Raw genomic sequence first — 26,655 nt, forward strand, 5'->3', positions numbered from 1 at the left:
CTACTCCTGCGCCACGTCGTCTTCCGCAGGCCTCCCGGCCGCCGCCATCACGTCCTCCGGCTTTCGCGGCGCAGCTGGGACGGCGTGCCGAGCCGCACCGATTCGGCCGCCGCCCGCCTGTAGTACAACTGCGCGTCGTTGTCGGACCGCATGCCGGCGGCACCGTGGATCTGCATGGTCCGCGTCGTGACGGTGCGGGCCAGATCCGAGGCCGCCGCGAGGTTGGCCGCCGCGTGCGCGGCCGCGTCGCGGTCGTGCACCAGCAGGCGCGTCGCGTCGATGTGCATCGACAGCTCGCTGAGCCGGAACGCCAGCCCCTGGAACTTGCCGATGGGCTGGCCGAACTGGCGGCGCGTCTTGGCGTGGTCGACGGCGTGATCGAGCGCCGCCTGGGCAAGGCCCACCAGGTACGCCGCCTGGCGCACCCGCGCGCCGGCCAGCGCCGCCTCCCACTCGGCGGCGGAGCCGGCCCGCGCGGCCACGGGCGTGCCCGCGAACTCGACCTCGTACGCCTCGCCGCGGCTCGTCTCCTCGTACCGCCGCATCGTGATGGACGGATGGCCCGCCCGTACGAGCGCCAGGCGCAGTCCGGCGACGTCGTCGACGCCGCCCACGACGAAGTGGTCCACTTCCGCCGCGAACCCGACGAAGGCCCGCCGCGCGGAGATCGCCCCGTCCTGATCGGACCACGGCTCGGCCGCGACCGCCAGCGCCACCGGCGCCTGGCCGAGGTCGTCGTCCCGCAGCAGCTCCCGAGCGGTGAGGGTGTCGAGCAGCGGCCCCTGATACAGCACCGAGCCGAGCAGTTCGGCCAGCCGTACGGTGTCGGAGGCGCGGAGCGCGCCGAGCCCGACCAGCCCCTCCCACACCATCGCGCGGATCTCGCGACTGTCGTCGCCTCCGCCCTCGGCGCGCGGCCGATCGGCCATCCGCCGCACCAGCGGCGCCAGATCCTCGTCGAAGAAGTCGGCGATCGCCGTGGTCTCCACTGCGGTCATGACGGCAACCCCAATTTCGATGTGGCGACAAAGAACAGCATGATCTCCGAAGAACCCTGGGCGAGCGTGAGCCCCGGAGCCTCCCGGAGCGCGGCGTCGAAGACGCCCTCGGCGATCGCGTCGGGATCGCGTGCGTCCAGCAGCGCCCGCGGCCCGAGCAGCTCGACCGCCGCCACCGACACTTCCTTGGCCGTCTCCGACGTGTACCACTTGGCGGTCGCCGAGTGCACCTCGTCGGGCCGCCCGTCGTGCAGGTTGGCCACGCACCGCCAGGCCAGCAGCCGCGCCGCGCGTACCCGCGTCTCCAACTGCACCAGCCGCTGCTCGCACCCGGGCGGCGCGTGCTCGCGCAGCGCGGCCAGCGTGCGCTCCGCCTTGGCGGAGTGGTCCAGCCCGGTGCGCTCCAGCGGAAGCACCTTGCCGAGCACCTGCCACCCGTCGTCGACCTCGCCGAGCACGTCCTCGCGCCTGACCCGGATCCCGTCGAGAGTGACCAGGTCGAACCGCTCCTCGGACAGGTTCCACACCGGCTCGATGACCACGCCCATGCTCTGCAGCGGGACCAGGAACAGCGTGATCCCGAAGAAGTTCACCGGGCCGGTCGACGTGCGGGCCGCGCACAGCGCGAAATCACTGTGCTGCGCCTTCATGTTGTAGATCTTCCGGCCGTACAGGCGCCAGCCGTCGCCGTCCGGCTCGGCGCGCGTGGCCAGCGACGCCAGGTCGGATCCGACCTCCGGCTCGCTGAACAGCACGTTGGCCGTGATCTCGCCGCGCGCGAGGCCCGGCAGGAGCCGTTCCTTCTGCTCCTGCGTGCCGAACAGGTGGATGGCCATCCCGACGATGTCGATGCCCAGGGAGTGCACGTTGTCGGGCACGCCGTGGCGGATCATCTCCTCGGTGAGGATCGCCTTCTCGACGATCGTGGCGTCCGCTCCGCCGTAACGCTCGGGCCAGTTGACCGCGAGCCAGCCGAGCTTGCCCAGCCGCTGGTGCACGTCGAGCAGTCCGCTCTCCTGTCCGTACGGCATCCGCCGGGACTGTGCGATCTCGGCGCGTACCGCGTCCTCGCACAGCAGCCTGCAGACCTCTTCCCGGAAGCCGTCCTGCTCCGGCGTGAAGGCCGGCATCATCGGACACTCACCTCGCTCAGTCTGTCGCGCATGGCTTCCGCCAGCGCTTCGATGTGTGGGGGTTGCAGCATGGTGTAGTGGTCGCCCCGCACCACCTGGATCTCATCGGCGTAGGCCCGCCATCGGTCGAGCCGTCCTGGCTCCGAGTCCGCGGCGGACAGCAGCACCACCCGGCTGTCCACCCGCGACGGACGGAAGGCCAGGAGCGCGCGCACGTTCGCGGCGAACACCGGGAACCGCTCGGCCAGCTCGGCCTCGCCCGGCTCGGCGCCCATCGCCGCGACGTCGGCGGCGAACCACGCGCTCAGCTCGTCGTCGCCGGGACGGGATGGCGCGTCGTCCGGGATGGCGGTGTCGAGCACGAACGTCAGCGCGACGTCGCCGTCCTGGCGCGCCATTTCGAGCGCCACCGCCCCGCCGACCGACCAGCCGCCCACGTGCAGCGGCCCGTCGGGCTGGACCTCGCGGACCGCGGCCAGATAGGTGGCCGCGAGGCCGGGCAGCCGCCGTTCCGCGATCGTGCCGCCGTGCAGCCCCGGATCCTCCAGCGCGTAGATGGGCCGGTCGTCGCCCAGGAGCGCGGCCAGCGCGGCGTAGGGCGCCACCGATCCGCCCGCCGCGTGCACGAGGAACAGCGGTGGCTTCGCGCCCGCGGGGCTGAGCGGCACCAGCGGGGACATCGTCCGCCCCTCCTGCGGGGCGGAAGCGAGGGCTTCCTCCCGTTTGTGCCGTAACCGCCGTTGCAGCAGCGCGTGCCGTTTCTCCTCCACCGTGGAGGGAGGCGGACCGGCCATCAGCCCGACTCCTTCAGCAGCCGATCGAGCTCGTCCTCGGGCAGGTCGGCGACCTGGGCCTCCAACTGCGCCACCTCGTCCTCGCCCAGCAGCGCGCGCTGCGCATCGTCGATCTGGGTGGCGAACTGGCTGAGCAGTGGATAGCTGAACAGCCGCCGCGGGTCGAGCGTCACCTGGAAGGTGTCGCGCACCCGCGAGATCATCTGCGTCACCTGCAGGGAGTTGCCGCCGAGGACGAAGAAGTTGTCCTGCGCTCCGATGCGGCCGGCGTCGAGGCTCAGCAGGCCCTGCCAGATCTCGGCCAGCCGGCGCTGCGTCTCGGTGGTCAGCTCGACCTGTCCCGCCTCGCCGTCGGGGCGAGGATCGGGCAACCGCGCGTGGTCCACCTTTCCGGTCGAGGTCAGCGGGAGCTGCTCCAGCTGTACGTAGTCGGTGGGCACCATGTGCAGGGGCAGCCGCCCGGCCAGGTGTTCGCGCAGCGCGTCCGGCTCGAACCCGCCGACCACGTACGCGGCCAGCCAGGCCGACGTCGTGCCCGGGTCGCGCACCGTCACGACGCACTGCTGCACGCCGTCGAAGCTCTCGATGGCGTGCTCGATCTCGCCGAGCTCCACGCGCAGCCCGCGCAGCTTCACCTGGCGGTCGACCCGGCCCAGGAACTCCAGATCGCCGTCGGCGTTCCAGCGCACCAGGTCGCCGGTGGCGTACATGCGCTCGCCCGGGGTGACGGCGAACGGGTCGGGCAGGAACTTCTCGGCGGTCTGGTCGGGCCGGCCGAGATAGCCGATGGCCAGACCGGCGCCCGCCATGAACAGCTCCCCGGGAACACCGACCGGCACGGGCCGCAACCCCTTGTCCAGGACGTAGGCCCGCTGATTGGCCATCGCCCGGCCGATCGGCGGCGGCCCGTCCAGCGGCTCCGGCGGGCACAGGTAGTCCACGCACGTGACCGTGACCTCCGTCGGCCCGTATCCGTTGTGGAACTCGCGCCCCGGCTTGCGCCACCGATTGACCAGATCGGGGCCGAACGGCTCCATGCCGATGAAGCACACCCGGAGATCGTCCAGAGCGGACGGATCGAGCAGCCCCAGCACGGCGGGCGGGATGTCCACCATCGTCACCCGCTCGCGGGCCAGCAGCCCCTGCAACGCTTCGGGGTCGAGCAGTTCGGAGCGCGGCGCGCCGACGATGGTCCCGCCGGCGGTCAGCGTCGAGAACACGTCCGACACGCTCACGTCGAAGGCGGGGTTGGAGAACTGCAGGATCCGGTCGTCCGGCGTCACCGAGAACATCCGCCGGAAGGTGGTGCAGAAGTTCACCACCGCCCGGTGGGGGACCATGACCCCCTTGGGGGTGCCGGTCGAGCCCGAGGTGTAGATGACGTACGCCGTGTCCTCCCGCGCCACGTGCACCGAAGGCGGCGATGCCGGCCGCCCGTCGAGCGCGTCCGTGTCCAGCAGGATCCGCCCCACGTCCGCGGGCACCCGGTCGGCGAGATCCGACGTCGTCACCACCGCCGCCACGTCGGCGTCGCCGAGCTGGTAGGCCAGCCGCTCCGGCGGATACTGCGGGTCGAGCGGCAGCCACGCCCCGCCCGCCTTGAGCACGCCGAGTTCGGCGGCCGGCAGATCGAAGCCGCGATCGAGCAGTACCCCGACCACGCGCCCGGGCGTCACCTTGAACTCCTCGACGAGCGCGTGCGCCAGCCGGCTGGACCGCTCGTCCAGCTGCGCGTAGGTCAGGTCCTCGTCCCCGAAACGCATCGCGACCGCGTCGGGCGTCTCGGTCACACGCGCCGCGAACAGCTCATGAAGCAGGCGCTCGTCGTGCTCGCCGGGCGGGGGATTCCATTCGGTGAGTACGCGCAGATATTCGCTGCTGGGCATGATGTCCAGCGCGTCCACCCGGGCGTCCGGCCTGGACAGAGCGTCGGACATGACCGTGGCGAAGTGTTCCACCAGCCGCTCGATGCGCTCGTGGTCGAACAGCTCGGAGGAGTACTCGATCCACACGCCCAAGCCGCCGTCCGGCAGGTCGTTGATCTGGAACGTGATGTCGAACCGGGTCGTCTCCGGCTGCGGGGTCAGCATCTCGACCTCTACGCCGGGCAGGCGCCAGCGCGCGATCATCGGCTCGGGCAGCAGCGTGAACAGGTGCGCGACCAGCGGATTCCGCCCCGGCAGCCGCTCCGGTTTGAGCTCCTCCACCAGGCGGCCGAACGGCACGTCCTGGTGGGCCATCGCCTCGAGGATGTTGTCGTTGGCGGCGTGCACCAGGTCGCGGAACACGGGGTTGCCCTCGAGATCGCCGCGGACCACCACCGTGTTGGCGAAGAACCCCATCATGGGTTCGATCTCCGAGCGCGTCCGCCCGGAAAGGACCGAGCCGAGCGCGATGTCCTGCTGGCCGGTGTAGCGGTTCACCAGGACCTGGTATCCGGCCATCGTCAGGGCGAGCAGGGAGACGCCCTCGGCCTTGGCCAGATTGCGGATCCCGCGTGCGAGGTCGTCGGGCAGGCGGGTCTCGTAGATACGGCCGGCGCCGGTGGGTGCCGACGGGCGCTGCCGGTCGGTACGCCACTCCAGCGGTTCCATCCCGTCCACTGCGGAGTGCCAGTACTCGACCTGCTTGGCCGGCTCCTCGCTGAGCAGCCAGAGCCGCTGCCACGCCGCGAAGTCGGCGGGCTGAAGGGTCAGCTCGGGGAACTCCGCGCCCTGCGGATCCGCGTAGCGGGCCGTCAGCTCCTCGGCGAACTGGCGCGAGGACCATCCGTCGATGACGATGTGATGCCAGACGATGGACAGCACGTGGTCCTCAGGGCCCAGGCGCAGCAGGGCGAACCGGTACGGCGGGCTGTTGCGCAGGTCGAACTCCTCGCGCACCTGCCCGTCGATCCAGTCCTGGACGGACTCCTCGGTCCCGTCGGTCACCGGCAGGTCCCACGTCTCGGGCGGCGGATCGACGGTCTGGAAGGGCACGCCGTGCTCGTCGCCGAACCGGGTGCGCAGGCTCTCGTGCCGCGCGACTATCCCGCGCAGCGCCTCGGAGAGGGCGGCCACGTCGAGCGGCCCGCGCACGCGCATCGCGAACGGCACGTTGTAGACCGGCGCGCCCGCGACCATCTGGTGCAGGAACCACAGGAACCGCTGCTGCTCGGCGATGGCCATCTTGCCCGTACGCGGGACGGCGACGATCCGCTCCCGCTCGGCCTTCTCCGCCACGCGCTGGCGGACCTTCATCTCCAGCAACGCGCGCCTGATGTCGGCGACGTTGCGTTCCTTCGGGGCAGACATGATCTCGGGTTCCTCCTTCACCGTCGCACGCTCAGCGGGCGCAGATCGGTCCACACCTGCGCGATGTGGGCCAGGCAATCGCTCTTGCCGCCCTCGGCTCCGGCCTCGCGCCAGCCGGTCGGAATCTCCCGGCCGGCGGGCCAGATCGAGTACTGGTCCTCGTGGTTGATCACCACGACGAATTTCTCTTCCATTCGCTTACCTTTCTTGAGGTACGAAGGCGGGAATGTCGGTCAGCTCGCTGAGGTAGCGATCGAGCGTCCTGAGCCCGTCCGCCGTCGGCCGCGCCAGCGAGACCGCGTGCCGGCTGAACCGCCGGGCGTCGAAGTGCCGGGAGCTGTCGGTGAACAGCTGGTCGAACTCGACCGGCGCCGCGTCACAGTCGCCGGCCGGGGGCGGCAGCAGCAGGCGCAGCCCGGCGAGCCTCTCGTCGGGCTCGGCGACGGCCTCCAGGCGATCGTGAAACTGCGCGTAGCCGACCCGGTCGAGCCCGCACCGGTCGGCGAGCGCGCCGAACGCCTCGGCGAAGCGCAGCCTCGCCGGCCACAGCACGTGCATCGCGCCGTCGGGCACCTTGATGTCGCCGGTCGCGGCGCGTGCCACGAACTGGCCGACGACGTCCACCGGCGTCACGTCGGTCTCTGCTTCGGTCGGGAACACGCATCCGGTGCGCGCGCACGCGTACAACAGGTTGTGTGCCAGCGAATCCGGGTTGGCCACGCCTATCGCCTGGTGCGGCCAGATCTCGCCGAGGCGGTACACCACCGAGCTGACGCCCTGCCGGTGCGCGTCGGCGAGCAGGCTCTCCGCGACGTACTTCGATCTGTTGTAGCCGTCCGCGGCGACCTGGTCCGTCTCCGGGATCTGGTCCTCGGTGATGCGCGGGGCGGCCCTCCCGGCGGGCGGGAAGATGCTCAGGGTGGACAGGGCGTGCACGCGGGCGCCGCCTGAGGCGAGTTTGATGAGCTCCTGCACGCCGAGCACGTTGGCCGGGCGGTGGTCCAGATAGCCGGACAGGAAGTTCACCGCGCCCGCGGCGTTGACGACACCGGACACGGCCGACGCGATCGCGTCGAATCGCCGCTGCGGCAGGCCGAGCAGCTCGCTGCCCAGGTCGCCGGGGACGACCTCGACGCGTCCGGTCTTGAGCGCCATGGGGAGCAGCTGCCAGGCGGAGGTCAGCCCGTACTGATCGAGGACCTCGGTCAGCCGCCGGGCGCCGTCAGGGGGGTCGGAGCACCGCAGCAGGCAGATCAGCTCGGCATTGGAGTGCATCAGCAACTCGGCGAAGATGTGCGCCCCGACGAACCCGGTCGCGCCGGTGAGCAGCAGCGTCTGCGGCGGGCGCCACGCCAGGTCGTGCTTGATGTAGGCCAGTTCGGCGCTGTCGTCGTCGATGCCCTTGGTCAGCCGCGCCGCCTGCGCGCGCACGGTCGAGGCGACGAGCAGATCCCTGGGACGCACCGGCCTGCCCAGCCGCCGGCTGACCGCGGCGGTGAGCCGGTAGGCGATCAGCGAGGTGCCCCCGTAGTCGGAGAACGGGACGGCCACCGAGACCTGTTCTTGCTCGAGGACTTCGCGCCACGCCGAGCAGACCAGCTCCTCCATCGGGTTGGCCGGCGGCTCGACGTGCTCTTCCGGGTCCGCCTGCCACGCGGACTCGGCCACGATGAGCGCGGCCAGTGCCTTGCGGTCCGCTTTGCCGTTGCGGTTGAGTGGAAGCGCTTCCAGCACCACGACTTTATGAGGGACCTGCTCGGCTGGCAGCTTCTCCGCCGCGTACCCGCGAAGCTCCTCCGCGGACGGCGAGTCGTCCGGCGAGCGCGGCGTGACGCAGCAGACCAGAGTGGATCGGGGCGCTTCCCCGAGCACGACCGCGACCGCGCTGCCCACGAGCGGATGCTCGGCCAGGGCCGATGCGACGTCGCCGAGCTCCACCCGCACCCCGCCGAGCTTGACCTGCTCGTCGAGCCGGCCGATGAAGTACAGCAGCCCGTCCTCGCCGACCCGGGCCAGGTCACCTGTCCGGTAGAGCTTCTCGCCCGGGATCTGGGGGAACGGGTTGGCCACGAACACCCGCGCGGTGCGCTCTGGATCGTCGAGGTAGCCCGCGCCGATGCACTCACCGCCGAGGTACAGCTCGCCGGGCGTGTTCACGGGGACGGGCCTGAGGTCGTCGTCGAGCACGATCGCGGCGGTGTTGTCGATGGCGCGACCGAGGGGGATCCGGTCCACGTCGGCGTCCGTGACCTCGTGGAACACCGACCCGATCGAACACTCCGTCGGCCCGAACGTGTTGGTGACCTTGAGCTCGGGCAGCAGCGCGCGCAGCCGGTGCACCACGCCGGGGCCGGCCGCCTCCCCGCCGATCAGCATGCGCCGCAGGCTCGACGTCGCCTCCCGCAGGTCCTCGCGCGCCTCCAGCAGCGACACGAACGCCGCGAGCACGGACGGCACGAAGTCGGTCATCGTGACGCCGTGGCGGCCGATGGTCATCGCGGTCTCCTCAAGGTCGAGGATCCCGTCACGGTGCGGCAGCACGACCTGCCCACCGGACACCAGCGGCCACAACACCTGCCACATCGAGGAGTCGAACGTGGACCGGCTGTTCTGCAGCGTCACGTGATCGGCCCCGTCACCGAACCGGCGCGACATCGTGGTCAACCTGTTGACCAGGCCGCGGTGGTGGTTGAGCGCGCATTTGGGCGTGCCGGTGGAGCCGGAGGTGTAGAACCCGTAAATCAGGTCTTCGGGTCGAGGTTCACGGCCGGCCGGCGGGGGTGTGCGGTCAGCCGGATCGTACGGCCGCTCCGCGCAGTCGACGATCACCGTCGGGAGGGACGAGTTCAGTTCGGCGACGGTCTCGACAGTCGCCGGCGACGCCACGACGGCGGGCGGCGACAGCTCGGCCATGATCGCGTTGAGCCGGTCGATCGGCCAGGCCGGATCCAGCGGCACGAAGGCCGAGCCTGTTTTCAGCACCCCGAAGAGCGAGATCGGGAATTCGGGCCCGTCCGCGGCCAGCACGGGTATCAATTGCCGGGCCGGAACGCCGTTGCGGATCAGTCGATTGGCCGTGACGTCGGCCGCGGCATCGAGATCGGCATAGCTCATCGTGGTGTCCCGGTAGCGGACGGCGGGACGGTCCGGCGCGTTCTCTTTTTGTACGCGGAACAGGTCTAGGACCGTGCTTTGCCGGGGGAACGCATTCCGCGGTCCCAGGGATAAGTGAATGGCGGTCAGGGCTTGTTCGCTCAGGTGCGTCTGCTGATGGCGTGGCATCGTGCTCCCATAGTCGCGACCGGCAACAGATCCTCGGGTCAGGCAGATCGGTCACTATTCAGGTCTGTGAGTTTCAGGTAGCCAGGGCCGGCCCTCGGAGGTCTTTTCGGCGGCCGTTAATAGGTGGCTACGTATCACGCGAATTGCCAGACCCCGGCGAATGCGCGCTGATATGTCGGCGCATTACCGCGTCAGCGGCTTCGCCGGCATCGGCCGGCTGATCGGGCGTCGGAACCGGCCGGCTCGGCCGTGGCGACGCGCGCGGCGGTCCGCGGCCCGTACTGCACCGGCGCCGTCACGCCTTCCGGTGATGGCTCCGGAAAAGCGGCGGCTCCTCCGCGATCAGCGCGACAACGTGCCGAAACATGGGGGATGAGCTGGAGAATCGTGAAGCTGAGTGAACACGCGTTCCTCCCTCCACCGGACGTGGGTAACCGGTATTTGGCAGCTAATGGGTTACTGCTCATACTGGAACACGTGGCGAGGATTCGCAACCCCGGGCACCGCCACGGCCGGCGCAACCCGCCGCGCAGGGTGTTATGGCCTGCGCAAATGAGAGATTGCCCGAGAGGCATACCCGGCCTTACCCGGGCCGGCGCCCGCCAATCCACGGAAGCGTTCTCCGCGACGGGCTGGTCAACTCGAAGGACATTCTTCGAGGACATATCCGCTGGCCGCATCGGTATGACAGGTCAATTTCTAGATCATTGGCGTGCCGGGTGTGAATGCGCGCGGTCCGTGGGTAGGGTCGGTGGCGGTCGGCGTATAGAGTGCTGACATCGCCCCCGTCCACCACCGTAAGGGGAAGGCTGTGCGGCAGGCCAATGGCAACGCCCGCGTCGGATTATTCCAATCGGGCGGACTTTCCGCCCTCGCCGTCGGAGTCTGGCTTCACGAACGGTCCACTCCGACGAGGCACTATATCGCCGACATTGGTCAATCGGAGCGCGCGGAGATGGACGCGCTGGCCTCTTCGCTGCGAAGATCCGGGGACGATGTAGTCGTCCTGGATCTACGATCATCGATCGCCGCCGTGGCGTCGGATCTGCTGCGGTATCGGGCCCGCCACGACGGCGGCTACTGGAACACGACCGGTGCGGCGCGCTTCGTGCTCGTCAGCGAGCTCACGCCGCGGATGCGGGCCGACGGATGCCGGACGTTCACGCACGGCTGCGTCGGCGGGGGCAACGACCAGCGCCGCTTCGCGCGCTACGGCGCCCAGGTCGCACCGGAGCTGTCCCTCATCGAGCCGTGGACGGATCCGCAGGCGCTCGAACGGTTCCCCGATCGCGAGGTCATGCTCGCGGCCGTCGCCGAGCACGGGCTGCATCTCGACCCGGGCAGCGGCGCCGAGCGGTCCACCGATGCCAACCTCGCCGGCATCTCGCACGAGTCGGCCGAGCTGGAAGACCTCGAGACGCCGGTCACCCGGCTCCAGCCGAGGTGGAGCAACTGGCCCGGGCAGAGCCCGGCCGAGCCCGAGACCGTCACGGTCACCTTCCTCGACGGACGGGTCGCCGACGTCAACGGCAGCGGCCCCGACCCGGTCGAGTGGATGACGCTGGCCAACGAGATCGGCGCGCGGCACGGTATCTGGCTCCGCGACGTGGTCGAGCGGCGCATCATCGGCACGGTCTGCCGGGGCATCTACGAGGCGCCCGGCCTGGAACTGCTCGAACGCGCGTGGACCCGCATCCTGCAGGCCAGCCTCGATGCGGCGGGCCGCGAACTCTACGATCGGCTGGCCGCCGTTCTGGGCGCCGCCATGTATGAGGCGCGCTGGCTCGAGCCCGCCGCGCATGCCGCGCGAGAAGGGATCGACCGGCTCGTCGGCGAGATCGGCGGCAGCGTGACCCTGTCCGTCCACCGGGGCCTCGTCCAGGTCGAGCGGATGAAGGCCGCCGGCCCTGTGGTGCAGCAGACGCGGTTCGGCTCGGGCGGCAACCGCTGGAGCTAGGAAGTCGCCGTTCAGGCGCGAAAGGAGGAAGTGATGCGTGAGCGTCGATTCGGCCGGTTGGGCTGGATGGTCGGCGACGTGGGTTACGGGATGTGGGGCATAGCCGGTGGCGAGGGCGGATGGACCGGCGCCGGCGACGGGACCGGCGACACCGCGCTGGACGAAGCCGTGCGGCTCGGGTGCGACTACTTCGACACCGCCTGGATCTACGGCCGCGGACACAGCGAAAGGATGCTCGGGCAGCTGGTCAAGCGGCACCCGGACCGCCGCCTCCGCATCGCGACCAAGCCCCCGCCGAAGGATCGCGCCTGGCCGTCCACCCGCGACTCCAAACTGTCCGAGGTGTACCCGCCGGACCATCTTTGGGAATACCTGCACCGCAGCCTCGAAGCGCTGGGCACGCCGTCCGTCGACCTGTTCCAGTTCCATGTCTGGGAGGACGACTGGGCGCACGACGCGGCCTGGCAGGACGCCGTCATCCAGATGAAGGAACGCGGGCTGATCAAAGGCGTCGGCATCAGCGTCAACCGATGGGAACCCTGGAACGTCCTGCGGACCCTGAACACCGGGCTGATCGACGCGGTGCAGGTCATCTACAACATCTTCGACCAGGCCCCCGAGGACGAACTGTTCCCGGCATGCCGCGAGCTGGACGTCGCGGTGATCGCACGGGTGCCCTTCGACGAAGGCACCCTCACCGGCACCCTCACCCGCCAGTCCCGCTGGCCCGAAGGCGACTGGCGCAACACCTACTTCGTACCCGAGAACCTCGTCGCGAGCGTGGAGCGCGCCGAGCGGCTGGCGCGGATCGTGCCCGAGGGCATGACCATGCCCGAACTCGCCCTGCGCTTCATCCTCCAGAACCCCGACGTCGCCACCGTGATCCCCGGCATGCGCAACCTCAAGCACGTACGGACCAACATCGCCACCAGCGACGCCGAACCACTGAGCGAAGAGCTGATGGCGCAGTTGCGCGAACACCGCTGGGACCGCCGCCCCACGGCGTGGTCGCAATGAGCGCCGCGCCGAAGCCCATCCTGCTGTGGGCCGTGCCCCGATCGCGCTCCACCGCGTTCCTGCGCATCATGCTCGAGCGCGGCGATCTCGAGGTGGTCCACGAGCCGTTCTCGTACCTGCAGGTGGACGGCCACTTCGAGCTCACGGGCCGGCGCGTCACGTCGGCGGTCGAGCTGCTCGACGCGATGCTCGAGGTCAACGCCGGCGGGCGCCGGGTGTTCGCCAAGGACACCTCCGACTACACGTACGCGCCGCTGCTCGAAGACGGGCGCCTGTTCAGCGAGGTCATCAACACGTTCATGATCCGGGAGCCGCGGAGCGCGATAGCCTCGCACTACGCCATCAACCCCGAGGCCACCCAGGACGAGTACGGGTTCGAATACCTGCACGCCATCTTCGACGCCGTGCGGTCGGCCACCGGCGAGGTCCCCCTGGTGATCGACGGCGACGATCTCGTGGCCGATCCGGAGGCGACGGTCCGGGCATACTGCGAGCGGGTCGGGCTCGAGTTCATGCCCGAGGCGATGCGCTGGGATCCCGGTCGACAGGCGAACTGGCAGCGTACGGACCGGTGGCACGCCGAGGTGGCCGAGAGCAGCGGGCTGGTGGCCAAGGCGCCCGAGCGGCGCGAGACGCCCGACACCAACGAGCACCTGCGCCGCATCGCCGAGCACCACCAACCGTTCTACGACGCGCTCGCCCGCCACCGCCTCTGTCCCCGCCGATAGCGTCGTCCGGCACGTGCCGGTGATCCGTTTGGCGCGTGCCGAGCCTCGCGCTGGCGGTGCCGTTCGAGCAGGTCGAGTTCGCGATGGAAGGCGTCGCGTACGGTCTCAAGTCGCTGCCGGTGACGTGGTGAGGGGATGAGCATGCGAGTGGAGTTCGACGAGCCCAAGTGCGTGGCCGCCGGGCAGTGCGCGATGGTCGCCCCCGACGTCTTCGACCAGCGCGACGACGACGGCGTCGCCGTCCTCCTCGACGCCGAGCCCGGACCGGAGCATCACGACGAGGTACGCGAGGCGGCCGCCGTCTGCCCGGCCGCCGCCATCCGCCTGGTGGAGCAGCAATGACCGAACCCGACGTCGTGGTCGTCACCGGCGCCGGCGGCATGGGCACGGCCGTCACCCGTCGCATCGGCAGCGGCCGCACGCTGATCCTGGCCGACGCCTTCCCCGACGCCCTGGACCGGGCCGTCGCCGCCCTGCGCGCCGAAGGGTACGACGCCAAGGGGCACCTCACCGACGTCTCCGACGCCCGATCGGTGACCGAGCTCGCCGCCGCGGCGGCCGCCGAGGGACGCGTCGCCGCGGTCGTCCACACCGCCGGCGTCTCCGCGGCCACCTCGACGGTACAGAAGATCATGCAGGTCGACCTGGCCGGCACCGCGCACGTCATCGACGCGTTCGAGACGGTGGCCACGAGGGGGACCTCGCTGGTCTGCGTGGCCAGCATGGCGGGCCACTACGCGAGCCTGAGCCACGAGGACGAGCGGGCCCTCGCCACCGCGCCCACCGGCGACCTGCTCTCCCTCGACGTGATCGCCACGGTGGGGGAGGACGCGACGGCCGCGTACATCCTCGCCAAACGCGGCAACCAGGTCCGCGCCCAGGCCGCGGCCCTGGCGTGGAACCGGCGCGGCGCCCGCGTCAACACGGTCAGCCCCGGGGTGATCTCCACCGCGATGGCCAGGTCCGAAGCGGAGTCCTCCGCCGGCCACCACATGATGGCGATGCTGGACGCCTGCGGCGCCGACCGGACCGGTACGCCCGCCGAGATCGCCGAAGTGGTGGCGTTCCTGACCGGGCCGGGATCGCTCTACATCACCGGCACCGACATCCTCATCGACGGCGGCCAGGCCGCCTGGCTGCGCTGGCACCGGCGCCCGGGCCCGCTCTCGCCGACGGGGTGACGCTACGGTCCAGGTGGCGGGCCTCCTTGGGGGTCAGGAACTCGTCCGCTCGGCCGGGCCGCCGAGCTGAGCATGGGCGGCTGATCGGCTACGTCGCCGGTACTCGGTGGGTGTCAGCCCGACCAGCGCCCGGAAGCGGCGGGCGAAGTACGTCGGGTCGTCCCAGCCGACGGCGGCGCCGACCCGGGCGGTCGGCAGGGTCGAGTGCGCCAGCAAGGTGGCGGCGCGCTCGGCCCGCAGCCGGGCCAGGAAGCCGAGCGGCGTCAGCCCGACGTACTGCCTGAACAGCCGTCCGAGATACGCGGGATCCAGGTTGACCGACCGGGCGAGCTCGTCCAGCCGCCACGGATCGGCGGGCGCTGCCTCGAGCCGGGCGATGACGGCGGCGACGGCGGGGTGGACGGTGGACTCGAGCGGCTGCCACTCGGGGTCGCGGCCGTCGGCCAGGACGCCGAGCACGGTGACCAGCCGGCCCAGCACGCGGCCCGGCCGGCGCCGCTCGGCGGCGAGGTCCCGTTCGAGCAGGCCGATCTCCGCGATGGCCTCTTCGGCGGCGGCCGGATCGACGGTCGTGACCGCCACGCCGTGCGTGCCGGAGGCCACCGGGTCGGTCCACATCATCCGGCGCAGCATCGGGATGTCGTACAGCGCCGCCAGTTCGCCCCGTAGCGCCTGGGCGGACAGGCAGCAGTTCGCGACGGTCAGGTCGGTGCAGTCGCGGAACCCGTGCCACGCGCCGGGGCGGAGCACGACGACCTGCCCGCGCCGCAGCGGGTGCTCGCCCCGGCTGGTCATGTGCCGGCCGTGACCGGTTCCGATCACGGCGATCTCGAGGAAGTCGTGCGCGTGCGGCTCGATGTCGGGGTTCAGGTGGTGGACACCTGCCAGGACCGGGCCTCCGGCGAACAGCGCGTGCTCGTGCAGCATGGCAGGCATGTCGGGATCGTACGACTAATCGCCGGGATCGGCCTAGCCCGTGGCGGCACGTCTCGACGAGGCTTGCGGTATCCCAACAGCAAGAAACCCTGGAGGTCAGCGATGGCAACGACCACGACCGAGCAGTTCGTCAGCGATGTCGGCGCCGATGGCCGGGTGCCGGACGAGCTGGTGGCGGCCTACCGCGAAAACGGTTTCGTCCGAGTAAGGGGCGTGCTCGAGCCCGGCCAGGTCGAGCGCTTCCGGGCCGGCGCCGAGGCGTTCCTGGAGGCGCACCGCGCGGAGAGCCTGGAGAAGCAGGGCACCTTCAGCCAGCTGGTCAACGTCTGGCAACGCGACCAGACGCTGCGGGAGCTCACGTTCGACCCGCTGATCGGCCGGATCGCCGAGCAGCTCGCCGGGTTCTCGCTGCGGCTCTGGCACGACCAGATGCTGGTCAAGGAGCCGCACAACAACGCCGCCACGGAGTTCCACCAGGATCGTCCGTACTGGCCGCACACGGGGGACCGGCTCCCGCTGTCGGCGTGGATAGCGCTGGTGGACGTTCCTCCGGAGCGGGGCTGCATGACCTTCCTGCCCGGCACCCAGGATCGCGACGGCCTGCGTCCGCAGGACCTCCACGAAGAGGAGGACCTGTTCGAGGCGGACCCGTCCCTGCGCTGGATCCCCCGCGTCACCGTGCCGCTCCGCGCGGGCGACTGCACCTTCCACAGCGGCTACACCGGCCACATGGCGCTGCCCAACCGTACCGACCAGGCCCGGCTCGCGCACGTCACCATCTACATGGACGAGGCGACCCGCTACAGCGGGGCCGGGCACGTCGTGACCGATCCTCTCGGACTCGCCGCAGGCGAGCGGCTGGACGGCGACGCCTTCCCCCGCCCCTGGGCTTAGCCGACCGGTCCCTTTGGGCCGCTAGGAGAGGCAGCGGCCCTCCGCGACAATCGGGAGGGCCGCTGAGCCTGAGCCCGGGATTGCGCTTTGGTCACCGGGCGTCACACTGGTCGTCATGATGCGATCTTGCGCGGTCATGGCCCTCCTGGGACTGGTGGCCGGTACCGCACTGATCTCCTTCATCGTGTGGCCGGGCTGGGCGACGGTGCTGCCGTTCGCCGTGATCATCGGTCTCGGCTGGCTCCTGCCGCCGATCTGGAAGTGGTGGCGGATACGCAAGCTCGCCGCCACGGCCGACTCCCTGCGCGCCCCGTCCCAGGCCGCCCCCGAGCGCTACCTGCCTCAGCTGGCCACCGCCCTGGACCAGCATGCCAGGGCCCTGCTGGGCGCGGGCCGGGTCGAACAGGCACTGAAGGCGAGCGCCGAACGGATCGGGCATCATCGCAGCCTGCTGGACAGCGCCCCCGACCGCCGCCGCGAGCATCTCGACGGCTTCGCCGAGGCACTTGACGCGCACCGGGGCATGCTCCAGCTGGCCGGACGGCCCCAGGAGGCCCTTGAGGTGAACGCCGAGGCCCTGCGGGTCCGCAGGGAGGGCCTCGGCCAGTGGCGCGGCGGCCCCGACCACGAGCGTGACGTGGCCATGACCCTCGCCACCCGCGCAAGCCTGCTCAGCCTCGCTGCGCGGCACGACGAGGCCCTGGCGGCGAGCCAGGAGGCCCTGACGGCGTTACGTACGATCAGCGCGCGCGACGACCACCGCTACCTGCCCGCCCTGGCCGGCGTCCTGGACATCCGCGCCACCTGCGAGCTTGCCGCCGGTCGAGAGCAGGACGCACTCACGGACGCGGAGGAGGCGGTCGAATGCTGCGAGCGACTGATCAACCTGTACCGCGGTGAGTATCTCCACCTCCTGGCACGCGTCAGCGGCACCCACGCCAAGATCCTTTGCCGGACGGATCCTGACGAAGCGATCTCCAGCAGTGGGCGGATGGTCCAGGTGACGCAGTCAGCGGCCAGGCAGGACGCCCTGGCCTACACCCCGGCGCTGCTCTCGGCGCTCACAGCACACGCGCTCGTGCTGAGCGCCGCCGGCCGGACGCGCGACGGCCGCCGCATCGCGCGCAAGGCGCTTGCCCTGTCCCGCCGCGCGGTACCAGAGCTGCTCGTTCAGACACGCCAGCAGCTGGCCGGCCCTGGTCCAGTCATTCCTTGACACGGCGCCCGGCGAGACAACAGGACGATCAACGTCGAGTCAGGCGGCAAGGGCGATCGATAGGGTCGCCCCGGCCGGCCGCCGGCGGAGCGGCGGCCCGACAGTCCTGGGACAGGAGCGCCAATGAGCTGGACCTACGCGGGGCACTACCGGAATCATCCGGACGGCGCCGAGTCTCCCAGCGCCTTCGCCGGTCGCGCCGTCGTCGATTTCGGGGGCGACGAACCGGACGGCCGGCAGTCCGATGAAACCGTGGCCTGGAGGATCAGCATCGGCCCCCAGGCGGATGACGATTCAGGCGAAGAGTGGGAAGTGCCGGCCGAGTTCGAGGGTGATCGCACCCATCCGATCTTCCGGGCGGTTTTCGAGGGTTTCCTCGACACGGTGCCGCCCGCCTCCGTCGAGGCGCTGGTGGTCGGGCGCTGGGGGCCTGAGCTGGAGGAGGACGAGGCGCCGATCCAGATCCTGGGTGAGGCGGCCGAACGGTTGACCGGGCTGAAGGCGATGTTCGTCGGCGAGCAAGCCGGCCTCGACCAGTGGTACGACGCCCACGTGGAGGAGCTGCTCGCCGCATATCCGCGGCTTGAGACGCTACGGGTGCGCGGCGGCATGGGCGACAGCACCGGCCTTCGCCGTCCGCTCACGCATGCGTCACTGCGACATCTGGCGATCGAGTCCGGCGCCCTGTCCCGCGAAACGGTGGTCGCGATCGCGGAGTCGGACCTTCCGGCTCTGGAGCACCTCGAGCTGTGGCTGGGCGACGAGCTCCACGACGGGCCGACGATCGCCGATCTCGCGCCGATCCTCTCGGGCGCGCGGTGGCCGCGGCTGCGGTGTCTGTGCCTGCGCAACGCCGAACTCGCAGATGAGATAGCCGCGGCGGTGGCGACGGCGCCGGTGGTGGCCAGGTTGGAGGTGCTGGACCTGTCGCTGGGCACGCTCAGCGACACCGGCGCGGAGGCGCTACTGACCGGTCAGCCGCTGACACACCTGCACGGACTCGACCTGCACCATCATTTCCTCTCCCCGACGGCGCAGGCCCGCCTGATCAGTGAACTGCCCGGCATCGTCGACGTCTCCGACGGGCAGGGCGGCGACGCACCGCACCGGTACACAGCGGGCAACCGCCTATGAGATGGACCTGGCCGAGATACAGCAGCTGATCATCGGCCGTGCGCCTCACGTGGAGACGGGCTGGGGTCGCCTGCCCAGTCCGGGAGCGGTTCACATCGTCTTCTCCACTCCTGCGGCAGATGAGCGTTCTCGGCAACCGCGACGATGCCGCCGACGATCGCGCAGGTGGTGTCGACGTCCCCGCCGGCCGCCGCGGTGGTCCACATGGCCGCTTCGAAGTCATGGCGTTCGCGAGCCGCCACCCAGAGGGTGAACGGGACCGTGTCGTGAGCGCTGACCTGTCGCCCGTTCCCGAGCATCCGGGCGGCGAGTACGGGGTCGCTGATGGTGAGGAGTTGCCGCGCCTCGGCGATACCGTCGTGGACCATGCTCGCGGGCACGTGCTCTCTGACCCGATCGAGGAAACGACCGGCGGGGAGGCCGGGTTCGTTGACGGTCACGGTCGTGGCCACGGCAACGGCGATGGTGCCGGCCACCGCTTCCGGATGAGTGTGGGTGATCTGTGCCGACAGGGCGGCCTGTCGGACCACCTGTGGCAGGTCGTCGGCGAACCAGGCGCCGAGCGGCGCCACGCGCATCGCGGCACCGTTGCCCCACGAGCCCTTGCCGTCGAAGACCTCCGCGGAAAGCGTCCGCCAGTCGCCTCCTTCGCGGACCAGCCGAAGCATCCGGTTCGTCGCCGGGCCGTATCCGCGGTCGAAGTCATGACGGGGCTTCCCCGGTGGCGTACCTGCTGATCGGCATACCCGATGGGGGCCATCGGACGGTGGCCGGCCTGTCGTCGCACATTCGCCTGGCCGGGTGGCCGTCGTTCACCTTCCTCTACGTGTCGCCGCCCACGATGTCCGGGTGGGCGGAGCGAGGCATGCGCTCGCCTCATCAGGTGGAGGTGGAAAATCATGGCTTCAGCCGTTGTCGAGAGTGCTCAGCGCGTGCGCAGGCCCTGGTACCGGCAGCTGTACACGTGGGTGCTCGCCGGAATGGCCGCAGGCGTGATCGTCGGCCTGGTGGCACCTGGCTTCGCGACGTCGTTGGAGGTTCTGGGGGACACGTTCGTCGGGCTGTTGACGATGCTGCTGGGACCGATCGTCTTCTGCATGGTCGTCAGCGGCATCGCAGCCGTGAACCGGCTCCGGCACGTCGGCGCGATCGCGTTGCGTTCGATCGCGTACTTCGAGATCGTGACCACGCTGGCGCTGCTGCTCGGGCTCCTCGCCGTGAACCTGGTGCGCCCGGGTGACGGCCTGGCGGTGGACCCCGCCCAGCTTCAGCTCACCGACGAGGTGAGCGCGCGGGTTGACGCGGCGTCAGAGATGTCGTGGACCGACTACGTGCTGCAGATCTTCCCGAAGAACATCGTGGCGAGCTTCGCCGAAGGCGCGATTCTTCAGATTCTGTTCTTCGCCGTTCTGTTCGGCGTCGCCCTGGCCGTCCTCGGCGATAGAGCTCGGCCCGTGGCCCGGGCGGTCGACCGGATCGGCGAGGTCCTGTTCACGATCGTGCGACTCGTTACGTATGCCGCCCCCGTCGGCGTGTTCGGCGCGATGGCGTACACCGTGGGCCACTTCGGGGTGGCGACCATCGGCGCGCTGCTGAAGCTGATCGGCACCTTCTACGGCACATCGATCGCGTTCGTGGTCGTCGTCCTCGGCGGCATCCTGCTGCTGGTACGGCTGAACCCGCTGCACACTTTCCGGTACTTCAAGGACGAGATCCTGCTGGCGCTGGGCGCGTCCTCCTCGGAAGCCGCGATCCCCGGTATCGTCGCCAAACTCACCCGCCTCGGCGTCGACAAGGGGACGGCGGGCATCACCGTCAGCGCGGGCTATTCGTTCAACCTCGACGGCACATGCATCTATCTCACGCTGACCAGCATGTTCATCGCACAGGCACTGGGGATTGACCTCGATCTCGGCCAGCAGCTGCTGCTCCTCGCGGTGATGTTGTTGTCGTCGAAGGGAACCGCGGGTGTGACCGGAGGCGGCTTCGTGATGCTGTCCACGACGGTGTCGGCGACGTCCGTCATCCCGGTCTCGGGTGTCATGCTCGTCTTCGGGATCGACCGATTCATGTCCGAGTGCCGCGCCGTCGTGAACTCGCTCGGCAACGCGGTGGCAGGTCTGGTGATCGCGCGCTGGCAAGGCGAGATCTCGTCGTCAGCCGCCAACGCCGTCATGTCCGGGAAGTCCGCGCCTCCCGTCCCGCTGACATCCGAGCCGGAGAAGGTCAGCGGCCGATGACCGGCAAACTCAGCCTCCAACGGGTTCAGGTATTCGTGGCGATCGCCGATCACCGCGGTATCTCGGCGGCCGCGAGAGCGCTCGGCGTCGCGCAGTCGACCGTCTCGTCTCACCTTCAGCAGCTCGAAGGCGAGGTCGGTGCGGTGCTGGTCGACCGTTCCGCGCCGTCGCTCAGGCTCACCGAGGCCGGTGAGAAGCTCCTTGAGTACGGCCGTGGTCTGCTCGCCCTCGCGGACGAGGCGCTGGATCAGATCACGCGTGTACGACGGGCGCCGGTGGCCGGTGTCCTGGCCATCGGAGGCACGACCACTGCGACGGAGCGCCTGCTTCCACGGCTCCTGCGTTCCTTTCTGGACCGCTACCCGGACGTCGAGCTGGAACTCCACGTTGCGAACTCCTCGCTCATCACCCAGAAGGTGCTCTCCGGCGAGCTGCCTCTCGCGCTCGTCGCCGCTCAGAGCGAGCAGCCCTCTCTCAGCGCGACGGCAGCGGGAAGCGAGGAGCAGGTGGTCATCGTGGCCGGCGATCACCCGCTCGCCGGGCAGCGGGTGGAGCCTCGCCTGTTGCGCGGCACCCGCATCCTGCTTCGAGAGGAGGGGTCCACCACGCGCCAGTACCAGGTTGACATGGCGCAGAGGTGGGGAATCCCACGCACCCATGCCGGCACGATCGCCGGCACGAGCGCGATCGTCGCCGCGGTGGCCCAGGGTCTCGGCCTGGCCTGCCTGCCCAGGGCCGTCGCCGAGGAGGCCCTGCTGCTCGGCCGGGTCGCCGAGGTCCATCTCGACCCGGCGCCTCCCGAACGCCCGATCCAGCTGATCAGGCTGGCGGCACGACCGCCGACGCTGGTCGAAGAGCTCTTCATCGAAAGCGTCCGTGAAGAAAGGACACCATGACCACCATCACCGTGAACGATCGCCCGTACACCGTCCCGGATCACCCCGTCGTCGTCATCACCGTCGACGGCGGTGACCCACGATACTTCCGGGACGGGCTGAGCCGCGGCATCATGCCCCGTCTCCAGCGGATGCTCGACGACGGCGGCGTCTTCTCCGTCGGAGCGTCAGAGATGCCGAGCTTGACCAACCCGAACAACATCTCCATCGTCACCGGCGTTCCGCCTGCCATCCACGGCATCCCCGGGAACTACTGCCGGCTGCCCGACGGCTCACTGGAGCTGCTCAATGATCCTCGATTTCTTCGCGCGCCGAGCATCCACGCCGAGTTCGCCGCCCGCGGGATCCCGACCCTGGCCGTCACGACCAAGGACAAGCTCCGGCGCCTGCTCGGAAACGGCGGCGTGCCGAGCGTCAGCGTCGAACGCGCAACAGGTGCCGCACTGCCCGAGTACGGGATCGACGACATCGAGGAGCTCGTCGGAACACCTGCTCCCGACGTCTACGACCCCTCCGCCAGCCACTACGCGATGCGCATCGGCCTCGCCGTGCTTCAGCGGGTTCCCGGGCTGCGCCTCATCTACGTCTCCCTCACGGACCGGGTCCAGCATGCCGCAGCACCCGGGGACGAACTCGCCGACCGGTTCTTCGTCGAGTTCGACGCCTTGCTCGGCGCGTACCTGGACGCCGGGTGCACCGTGGGGATCACCGCCGATCATGGAATGAACGCCAAGCACCACGACGCCGGCACCGCTCGGGTGCACTATCTCGGCGACCTCCTCACCGAAGCGGGCGTCCCGTTCGAGGAGATCGTGCTGCCCATCACCGACCCCTACCCCAAGCATCACGGGGCGCTCGGGGGCTTCGCCTGGCTGCATCTGGCTCCCGAGCATCGCGAGGCCGCCGTGCGTGCCCTCGCGGCACTGCCCGGTATCGAAGAGGTCTGGGAACGTGAGGACGCGGCGACGATCTACGAGCTTCCGGTGGACCGCATCGGCGACCTCGGTCTCGCGGCCGCGGCCGACACCGCGCTCGGCCGCCATGCGGTCGATCACGATCTCTCCCAGCTCCATGGAGGTCTCCGATCCCACGGCAGCAGGCACGAGCAGCTCGTTCCGCTGATCCTCAGCCGCCCCGTCAGGGGGCCGCTGGCGAAGCGGCTGTACGCCGGTGTGCTGAGGAATCGGGACATCCACGATCTGACGCTCAACAACACCGTGTAGACGGCACGGTCCGTCTGAAGCCGGGGTGGGGCGACGCCGGCCGGCCACGTGGCCACGGCAGGCCGGCAAGCATGCCGAAAGGTGACGAATGCCACCGCGCCTCCATAGGTGCGGCCGCGCGAACCGGCTCTATCTTTGTACTGACTGGTCAGTATAAAGAATGGAGTCATGATGATCGTTGCGGAAGGGTTGGCGATCGAGGAGGTGTACCCGGAGGTCTCGTTGAAGGCCGGGGCCGGCACGCTCACGGTGGTCGCGGGTTCGGCGGGGAGCGGGCGGACGAGCCTCCTGCTGACGCTGGCCGGGCGGATGAAGCCCACCAAAGGCGCACTGAACGTCGCCGGGCACGCCGGGCGCCGCGCCATCCGCAAAGCCGTGGCGTTGGCGCTGATCGACGGGGTGACGGATCTGGACCGGTCGCTGACGGTCGGGGAGCACCTGCGGGAGCGGCGGCGCCGGCCGTACCAGGAGATTCTTGAGCGGGTCGGGCTGGCGGGCCAGGAGCGAACGCTGGTGCGGGAGCTGGATCGCGAGCAACGCGTGCGGCTGGGCCTCGCGCTGGCGCTGCTGGACGAGCCCGAGGTGATCGTCGCTGACAACGTGGACGCGGGCCTGCCGGCCGACCGGCAGCAGGCGCTGTGGAACCTGCTGCGGAGCCTCGACCGCACGGTGGTGGCCTCGTGCGTGACGCCGCCCGCCCGCTTCGACCAGCTGGTGGAGCTGTCATGAAGGGCATGTTGCGGTCGCGGCTGACGAGAGCGGCGCTGGCGGCGGTGGTGGTGCTGCCACTCCTGTACGCGGGCTTGTATCTGTGGTCGTTCTGGGACCCGCAGGGCAATCTGGACCGCGTGCCGGTCGCGTTGGTCGTCGAGGACCGGCCTGCCCAAGCCGCGGGCAAGACCCTGCACGCGGGCCGCGACCTGGCCGGCGAGCTGCGGAAGCGCGACGTCTTCGGCTGGCACGAGACCACCGCGAGGCAGGCGGCCGACGGGGTCGCGGACGGCACGTTCTACCTGTCGCTGACCGTGCCCGCCGACTTCAGCGCCAAGCTGGCCTCACCCGCCGACGACGCCGCCGCACCGAGCCCGGCGCGGCTCGGGCTGCGCGTGGACACGGGCCGCAGCTACATCATGGGCAGCATCTCGGACGCGGTGTTCAACGAGGTACGGGCGGCGGCCGAGCGCACGGCGATCCACGACTACTTCGACAACGTCTTCGTCTCGATCGGCGACATCCACGACAAGACGGCGGAGGCCGCCGAGGGCGCGGACAAGCTGCACGACGGCGTCGTGCGGCTCGGTGACGGCGTCTCCCGGCTCAGCGACGGCCTGGGCACGGCCGAGAACGGCGCCCGGCAGCTCTCCGCCGGCCTGAGCACCGCCAACACCGCCACGGGCAGGCTGCGTGACGGCTCGGCCCAGGTCACGCAGGGCCTCACGCAGGCGCAGCAGGCCATCGGGCAACTGCGCGACGGCCTGAACCAGCTCCACGAGAAAGGAACCGCTCCGCTCAGTTCCGGAGCGAAGGAGGCATACCAGCAGGTTCACGCTCAGACCCGCACGGTCAACCAGCTCGCCGACACGTACGTCCCCGTGCTGGACGAATGGGGTCCCAAGATCTCCCGGACCGCCGAGGCGGTCGCCGACGCCGCCGACAAGGTCGCCGACGACGGGTCGTCAACGGGCGTGGCACAGTCGAGCGCGGCGAACACCCACGCGGGAAGCGCGGCCGACAGCGCCAGGGAGGCGAGCTCGCAGGCGCAGGCCGCGCTCGACCGCCTCGGCGCGGACGCCGACCCCGAGGTACGCGGCCTGCTGAAGAACGCGGCAGCCGCCGCGCGCCGGGCCGCCACTCAGGCGGACCAGGCCCAGGACGCCGCCCGGACGAGCGCCGGCAGCGGCGCGGGAACCCGGATCGACGGCGTCGCGGACCTGAGGAACCAGGCGCGGGAGCTGGCCGCGCAGGCTCGCAAGATCGCGGCTGTGGCACCTCAGCTCGGGTCCAAGCTGGACCAGGCCAGAAACCGGCTCAATGCCCTGGACACGGGCCTGGGCAAGCTGGCCGATGGCGCCGCGAAGGTGAACTCCGGCCTGGGCACGGCCGCGACCGGCGCGAACCGGCTCTACCAGGGTGCGACCAAGCTGACCGACGGTTCGCGCCAGGTCACGAACGGCATCGGACGCCTGGGCGGCGGGCTGGTCAGGCTGGGCGACGGCGCGAGCGAACTGAGCACCGGCGTGGACCGGCTCCACGACGGCGCGGGCCAGGCGGACAAGGGCGCGGCCAAGCTCGCCGCAGGATCGAAGGAGCTGGCAGGCGGGCTCGGCGACGGCGCCGCCCGGATCCCCGACTACGACGGCAAGCAGCGCGACGACCGTGCGGACGTGATGAGCGATCCGGTCCGGCTGGCCAAGACCGTCGACAACGAGGTGCCCAACTACGGCACCGGTTTCGCGCCGTTCTTCCTGCCGCTGGCGCTCTGGGTCGGTGCGATGATCGCGTACATGGTGCTGAAGCCGCTGAACCAGCGGCGGCTGGCGGGCACGACGGGCGCGGTGCGGATCGCGCTGGCGGGCTGGCTGCCGGCGGTGGTGCTCGGGGCGGCGCAGGTGGGCGTGCTGGTGGCGGTTCTGCGGCTCGGGCTCGGGCTGGAGGCCGCGAGCTGGGCCGGGCTCGCCGGACTGCTGCTGCTCGCGACCGCCGCGTTCATGGCGGTCGTGCAGGCGGTGAACGCGCTGCTCGGCCCGCCCGGACGGGTGGTCGCGCTGGCGCTGCTGATGCTGCAGCTCACCTCGGCGGCCGGTACGTATCCCATCGAGACGTCGCCCGGGTTCTTCCAGACGATCTCGCCGTGGCTGCCGATGAGCTGGGTGGTGTCGGCGCTGCGCAGGCTGATCAGCGGTGGCGATCTCACCGTGGTGTGGCAGGCTTGCGGAGTGCTGTCGGCCTTCCTCGTACTCGGGCTCGCGCTCACCACGCTCGCCGTGGAGCGCGGCCGCATCTGGTCCGTCAAGCGCCTGCACCCGGAGCTGGCGCTGTGAATGAGCGGAGCGCCAGGCGCGGGAGCAGGCAGGACACCCGGCAGAAGGTGTTCAGGGCGGCTGTGGAGCTGATCGCCGAGCACGGGTACGCGGCCACCACGGTCGACGCCATCGCCGAGCGGGCCGGGGTGGCCAAGGGCACCGTGTTCTACAACTTCGGCAGCAAGGAGGGACTGTTCGAGGCGCTGCTGGAGCACTCGATCGACATGCTCGCCGAGGCGCTGGCCGGTTCCGACACCGGGGAGAGCGCGCTGGACGCGCTCGACTCGGTGGTGCTCGGCCAGCTCAGGTTCTTCGAGGAGCACGGGGCCTTCGCCCGGGTGCTGCTGGCCGAGATGTGGCGGACGGCGTGGCAGGAGACGGTGGGGCGGCTGCGCCGGAGCGCGCTCGGAGTGTACGCGGACGTGCTGCGCAGGGCCGCCGCGAACGGCGAGGTCCGAGCCGACCTGGACGTGGAGACGGCGGCGACGGCCGTGTTCGGCATGGTGCTGACGGTCGCCATCGAGCGCCGCGCCCTGTATCCGGACCGGCCGCTGGAGCGCACTCACGCGACCCTGGTCGAGCTCCTGCACGGCCGCGTCAAGTAGTCCCTACCTGGCGAATACACCTGCGCCGAGTTCGCGGCCCCGGCCTCGCGAGCGCCCCGAGGCGGGGACCGGTCGCTCAGGGATTCGGGCTTCCAGCGTGGTCCG

General features: G+C 70.5%; 21 protein-coding genes and 1 pseudogene. 14 read left to right on the top strand and 8 right to left on the bottom strand.

Annotated features, from left to right (window positions below):
- Positions 1 to 47: 47 nt before the first annotated feature.
- The 6 genes from ABZX61_RS08395 to ABZX61_RS08420 are packed head-to-tail and all read right to left on the bottom strand — an operon-like array spanning position 48 to position 9,500.
- The gene (locus ABZX61_RS08395; protein WP_355192626.1) at positions 48 to 998 is read right to left on the bottom strand and encodes an acyl-CoA dehydrogenase family protein; all 951 of its coding nucleotides are present in this window, start codon (positions 996 to 998) and stop codon (positions 48 to 50) included.
- The gene (locus ABZX61_RS08400; RefSeq protein WP_355192628.1) at positions 995 to 2,131 is read right to left on the bottom strand and encodes an acyl-CoA dehydrogenase family protein; all 1,137 of its coding nucleotides are present in this window, start codon (positions 2,129 to 2,131) and stop codon (positions 995 to 997) included. The genes ABZX61_RS08395 and ABZX61_RS08400 overlap by 4 nt, the downstream gene beginning before the upstream one ends.
- Positions 2,128 to 2,925, bottom strand: coding sequence for an alpha/beta fold hydrolase (locus tag ABZX61_RS08405; RefSeq protein WP_355192630.1), 798 nt, complete (start codon positions 2,923 to 2,925; stop codon positions 2,128 to 2,130). Before ABZX61_RS08405 ends, ABZX61_RS08400 begins: the two co-directional genes overlap by 4 nt.
- On the bottom strand, positions 2,925 to 6,218 hold the full coding sequence (locus ABZX61_RS08410; RefSeq protein WP_355192632.1) for an amino acid adenylation domain-containing protein: 3,294 nt from the start codon (positions 6,216 to 6,218) through the stop codon (positions 2,925 to 2,927). Before ABZX61_RS08410 ends, ABZX61_RS08405 begins: the two co-directional genes overlap by 1 nt.
- Before the next feature lie 17 nt (positions 6,219 to 6,235).
- Positions 6,236 to 6,412 (bottom strand): MbtH family NRPS accessory protein, encoded by a 177-nt coding sequence (locus ABZX61_RS08415; protein ID WP_350734967.1) that lies wholly within the window; start codon positions 6,410 to 6,412, stop codon positions 6,236 to 6,238.
- 4 nt (positions 6,413 to 6,416) lie between these two features.
- Positions 6,417 to 9,500: an amino acid adenylation domain-containing protein gene (locus tag ABZX61_RS08420; protein ID WP_355192635.1), complete on the bottom strand. Its 3,084-nt coding sequence runs from the start codon at positions 9,498 to 9,500 to the stop codon at positions 6,417 to 6,419.
- An 811-nt stretch (positions 9,501 to 10,311) separates the two neighbouring features.
- On the opposite strand from ABZX61_RS08420, the gene ABZX61_RS08425 reads away from it, so the two are divergent.
- The 5 genes from ABZX61_RS08425 (at position 10,312) to ABZX61_RS08445 (ending at position 14,383) form a co-directional block, all read left to right on the top strand.
- Positions 10,312 to 11,457 carry an argininosuccinate synthase domain-containing protein gene (locus tag ABZX61_RS08425; protein ID WP_355192637.1) on the top strand — a complete coding sequence of 382 codons (1,146 nt, stop codon included), beginning with the start codon at positions 10,312 to 10,314 and terminating at the stop codon, positions 11,455 to 11,457.
- Positions 11,458 to 11,490: 33 nt separating this feature from the next.
- Positions 11,491 to 12,474, top strand: a complete 984-nt coding sequence (locus tag ABZX61_RS08430; RefSeq protein WP_355192639.1) for an aldo/keto reductase — start codon at positions 11,491 to 11,493, stop codon at positions 12,472 to 12,474.
- Positions 12,471 to 13,202: a sulfotransferase family protein gene (locus ABZX61_RS08435; protein ID WP_355192641.1), complete on the top strand. Its 732-nt coding sequence runs from the start codon at positions 12,471 to 12,473 to the stop codon at positions 13,200 to 13,202. Before ABZX61_RS08430 ends, ABZX61_RS08435 begins: the two co-directional genes overlap by 4 nt.
- Positions 13,203 to 13,343: 141 nt before the next feature.
- The gene (locus ABZX61_RS08440; protein WP_350735137.1) at positions 13,344 to 13,544 is read left to right on the top strand and encodes a ferredoxin; all 201 of its coding nucleotides are present in this window, start codon (positions 13,344 to 13,346) and stop codon (positions 13,542 to 13,544) included.
- Positions 13,541 to 14,383 (top strand): SDR family oxidoreductase, encoded by an 843-nt coding sequence (locus tag ABZX61_RS08445; protein WP_355192643.1) that lies wholly within the window; start codon positions 13,541 to 13,543, stop codon positions 14,381 to 14,383. Before ABZX61_RS08440 ends, ABZX61_RS08445 begins: the two co-directional genes overlap by 4 nt.
- 33 nt (positions 14,384 to 14,416) lie before the next feature.
- On the opposite strand, the gene ABZX61_RS08450 is transcribed toward ABZX61_RS08445, so the two are convergent.
- The gene (locus ABZX61_RS08450) at positions 14,417 to 15,319 is read right to left on the bottom strand and encodes a helix-turn-helix domain-containing protein (protein WP_355192645.1); all 903 of its coding nucleotides are present in this window, start codon (positions 15,317 to 15,319) and stop codon (positions 14,417 to 14,419) included.
- A gap of 102 nt (positions 15,320 to 15,421) precedes the next feature.
- Between ABZX61_RS08450 and ABZX61_RS08455 the strand changes: the two genes are divergently transcribed.
- The 3 genes from ABZX61_RS08455 to ABZX61_RS08465 all read left to right on the top strand — a co-directional run bounded on the left by ABZX61_RS08455 (position 15,422) and on the right by ABZX61_RS08465 (position 18,563).
- Positions 15,422 to 16,213 (top strand): phytanoyl-CoA dioxygenase family protein, encoded by a 792-nt coding sequence (locus tag ABZX61_RS08455; RefSeq protein WP_355192647.1) that lies wholly within the window; start codon positions 15,422 to 15,424, stop codon positions 16,211 to 16,213.
- Between the two features lie 115 nt (positions 16,214 to 16,328).
- The gene (locus tag ABZX61_RS08460) at positions 16,329 to 17,429 is read left to right on the top strand and encodes a tetratricopeptide repeat protein (protein ID WP_355192648.1); all 1,101 of its coding nucleotides are present in this window, start codon (positions 16,329 to 16,331) and stop codon (positions 17,427 to 17,429) included.
- A 123-nt stretch (positions 17,430 to 17,552) separates the two neighbouring features.
- On the top strand, positions 17,553 to 18,563 hold the full coding sequence (locus ABZX61_RS08465) for a leucine-rich repeat domain-containing protein (protein ID WP_355192650.1): 1,011 nt from the start codon (positions 17,553 to 17,555) through the stop codon (positions 18,561 to 18,563).
- Positions 18,564 to 18,592: 29 nt separating this feature from the next.
- Here the strand turns inward: ABZX61_RS08465 and ABZX61_RS08470 are convergent.
- A pseudogene (locus tag ABZX61_RS08470) lies at positions 18,593 to 19,255 on the bottom strand (ADP-ribosylglycohydrolase family protein); the annotation flags it as partial.
- Between the two features lie 207 nt (positions 19,256 to 19,462).
- On the opposite strand from ABZX61_RS08470, the gene ABZX61_RS08475 reads away from it, so the two are divergent.
- The 6 genes from ABZX61_RS08475 to ABZX61_RS08500 all read left to right on the top strand — a co-directional run bounded on the left by ABZX61_RS08475 (position 19,463) and on the right by ABZX61_RS08500 (position 26,550).
- Positions 19,463 to 20,803, top strand: a complete 1,341-nt coding sequence (locus ABZX61_RS08475; protein ID WP_355192652.1) for a cation:dicarboxylase symporter family transporter — start codon at positions 19,463 to 19,465, stop codon at positions 20,801 to 20,803.
- Complete coding sequence (locus ABZX61_RS08480) at positions 20,800 to 21,699, top strand: LysR family transcriptional regulator (RefSeq protein WP_355192654.1); 900 nt, start codon at positions 20,800 to 20,802, stop codon at positions 21,697 to 21,699. The genes ABZX61_RS08475 and ABZX61_RS08480 overlap by 4 nt, the downstream gene beginning before the upstream one ends.
- Positions 21,696 to 22,922, top strand: a complete 1,227-nt coding sequence (locus tag ABZX61_RS08485; protein ID WP_355192656.1) for an alkaline phosphatase family protein — start codon at positions 21,696 to 21,698, stop codon at positions 22,920 to 22,922. Before ABZX61_RS08480 ends, ABZX61_RS08485 begins: the two co-directional genes overlap by 4 nt.
- A gap of 168 nt (positions 22,923 to 23,090) precedes the next feature.
- The gene (locus ABZX61_RS08490; protein ID WP_350734990.1) at positions 23,091 to 23,651 is read left to right on the top strand and encodes an ATP-binding cassette domain-containing protein; all 561 of its coding nucleotides are present in this window, start codon (positions 23,091 to 23,093) and stop codon (positions 23,649 to 23,651) included.
- Positions 23,648 to 25,963 carry a YhgE/Pip domain-containing protein gene (locus ABZX61_RS08495; protein WP_355192658.1) on the top strand — a complete coding sequence of 772 codons (2,316 nt, stop codon included), beginning with the start codon at positions 23,648 to 23,650 and terminating at the stop codon, positions 25,961 to 25,963. Before ABZX61_RS08490 ends, ABZX61_RS08495 begins: the two co-directional genes overlap by 4 nt.
- The gene (locus tag ABZX61_RS08500; RefSeq protein WP_350734994.1) at positions 25,960 to 26,550 is read left to right on the top strand and encodes a TetR/AcrR family transcriptional regulator; all 591 of its coding nucleotides are present in this window, start codon (positions 25,960 to 25,962) and stop codon (positions 26,548 to 26,550) included. The genes ABZX61_RS08495 and ABZX61_RS08500 overlap by 4 nt, the downstream gene beginning before the upstream one ends.
- The last annotated feature ends 105 nt before the right edge of the window (positions 26,551 to 26,655 follow it).

This window comes from Nonomuraea sp. NPDC003709, assembly GCF_040610775.1.
Lineage (GTDB): Bacteria > Actinomycetota > Actinomycetes > Streptosporangiales > Streptosporangiaceae > Nonomuraea > Nonomuraea angiospora_A.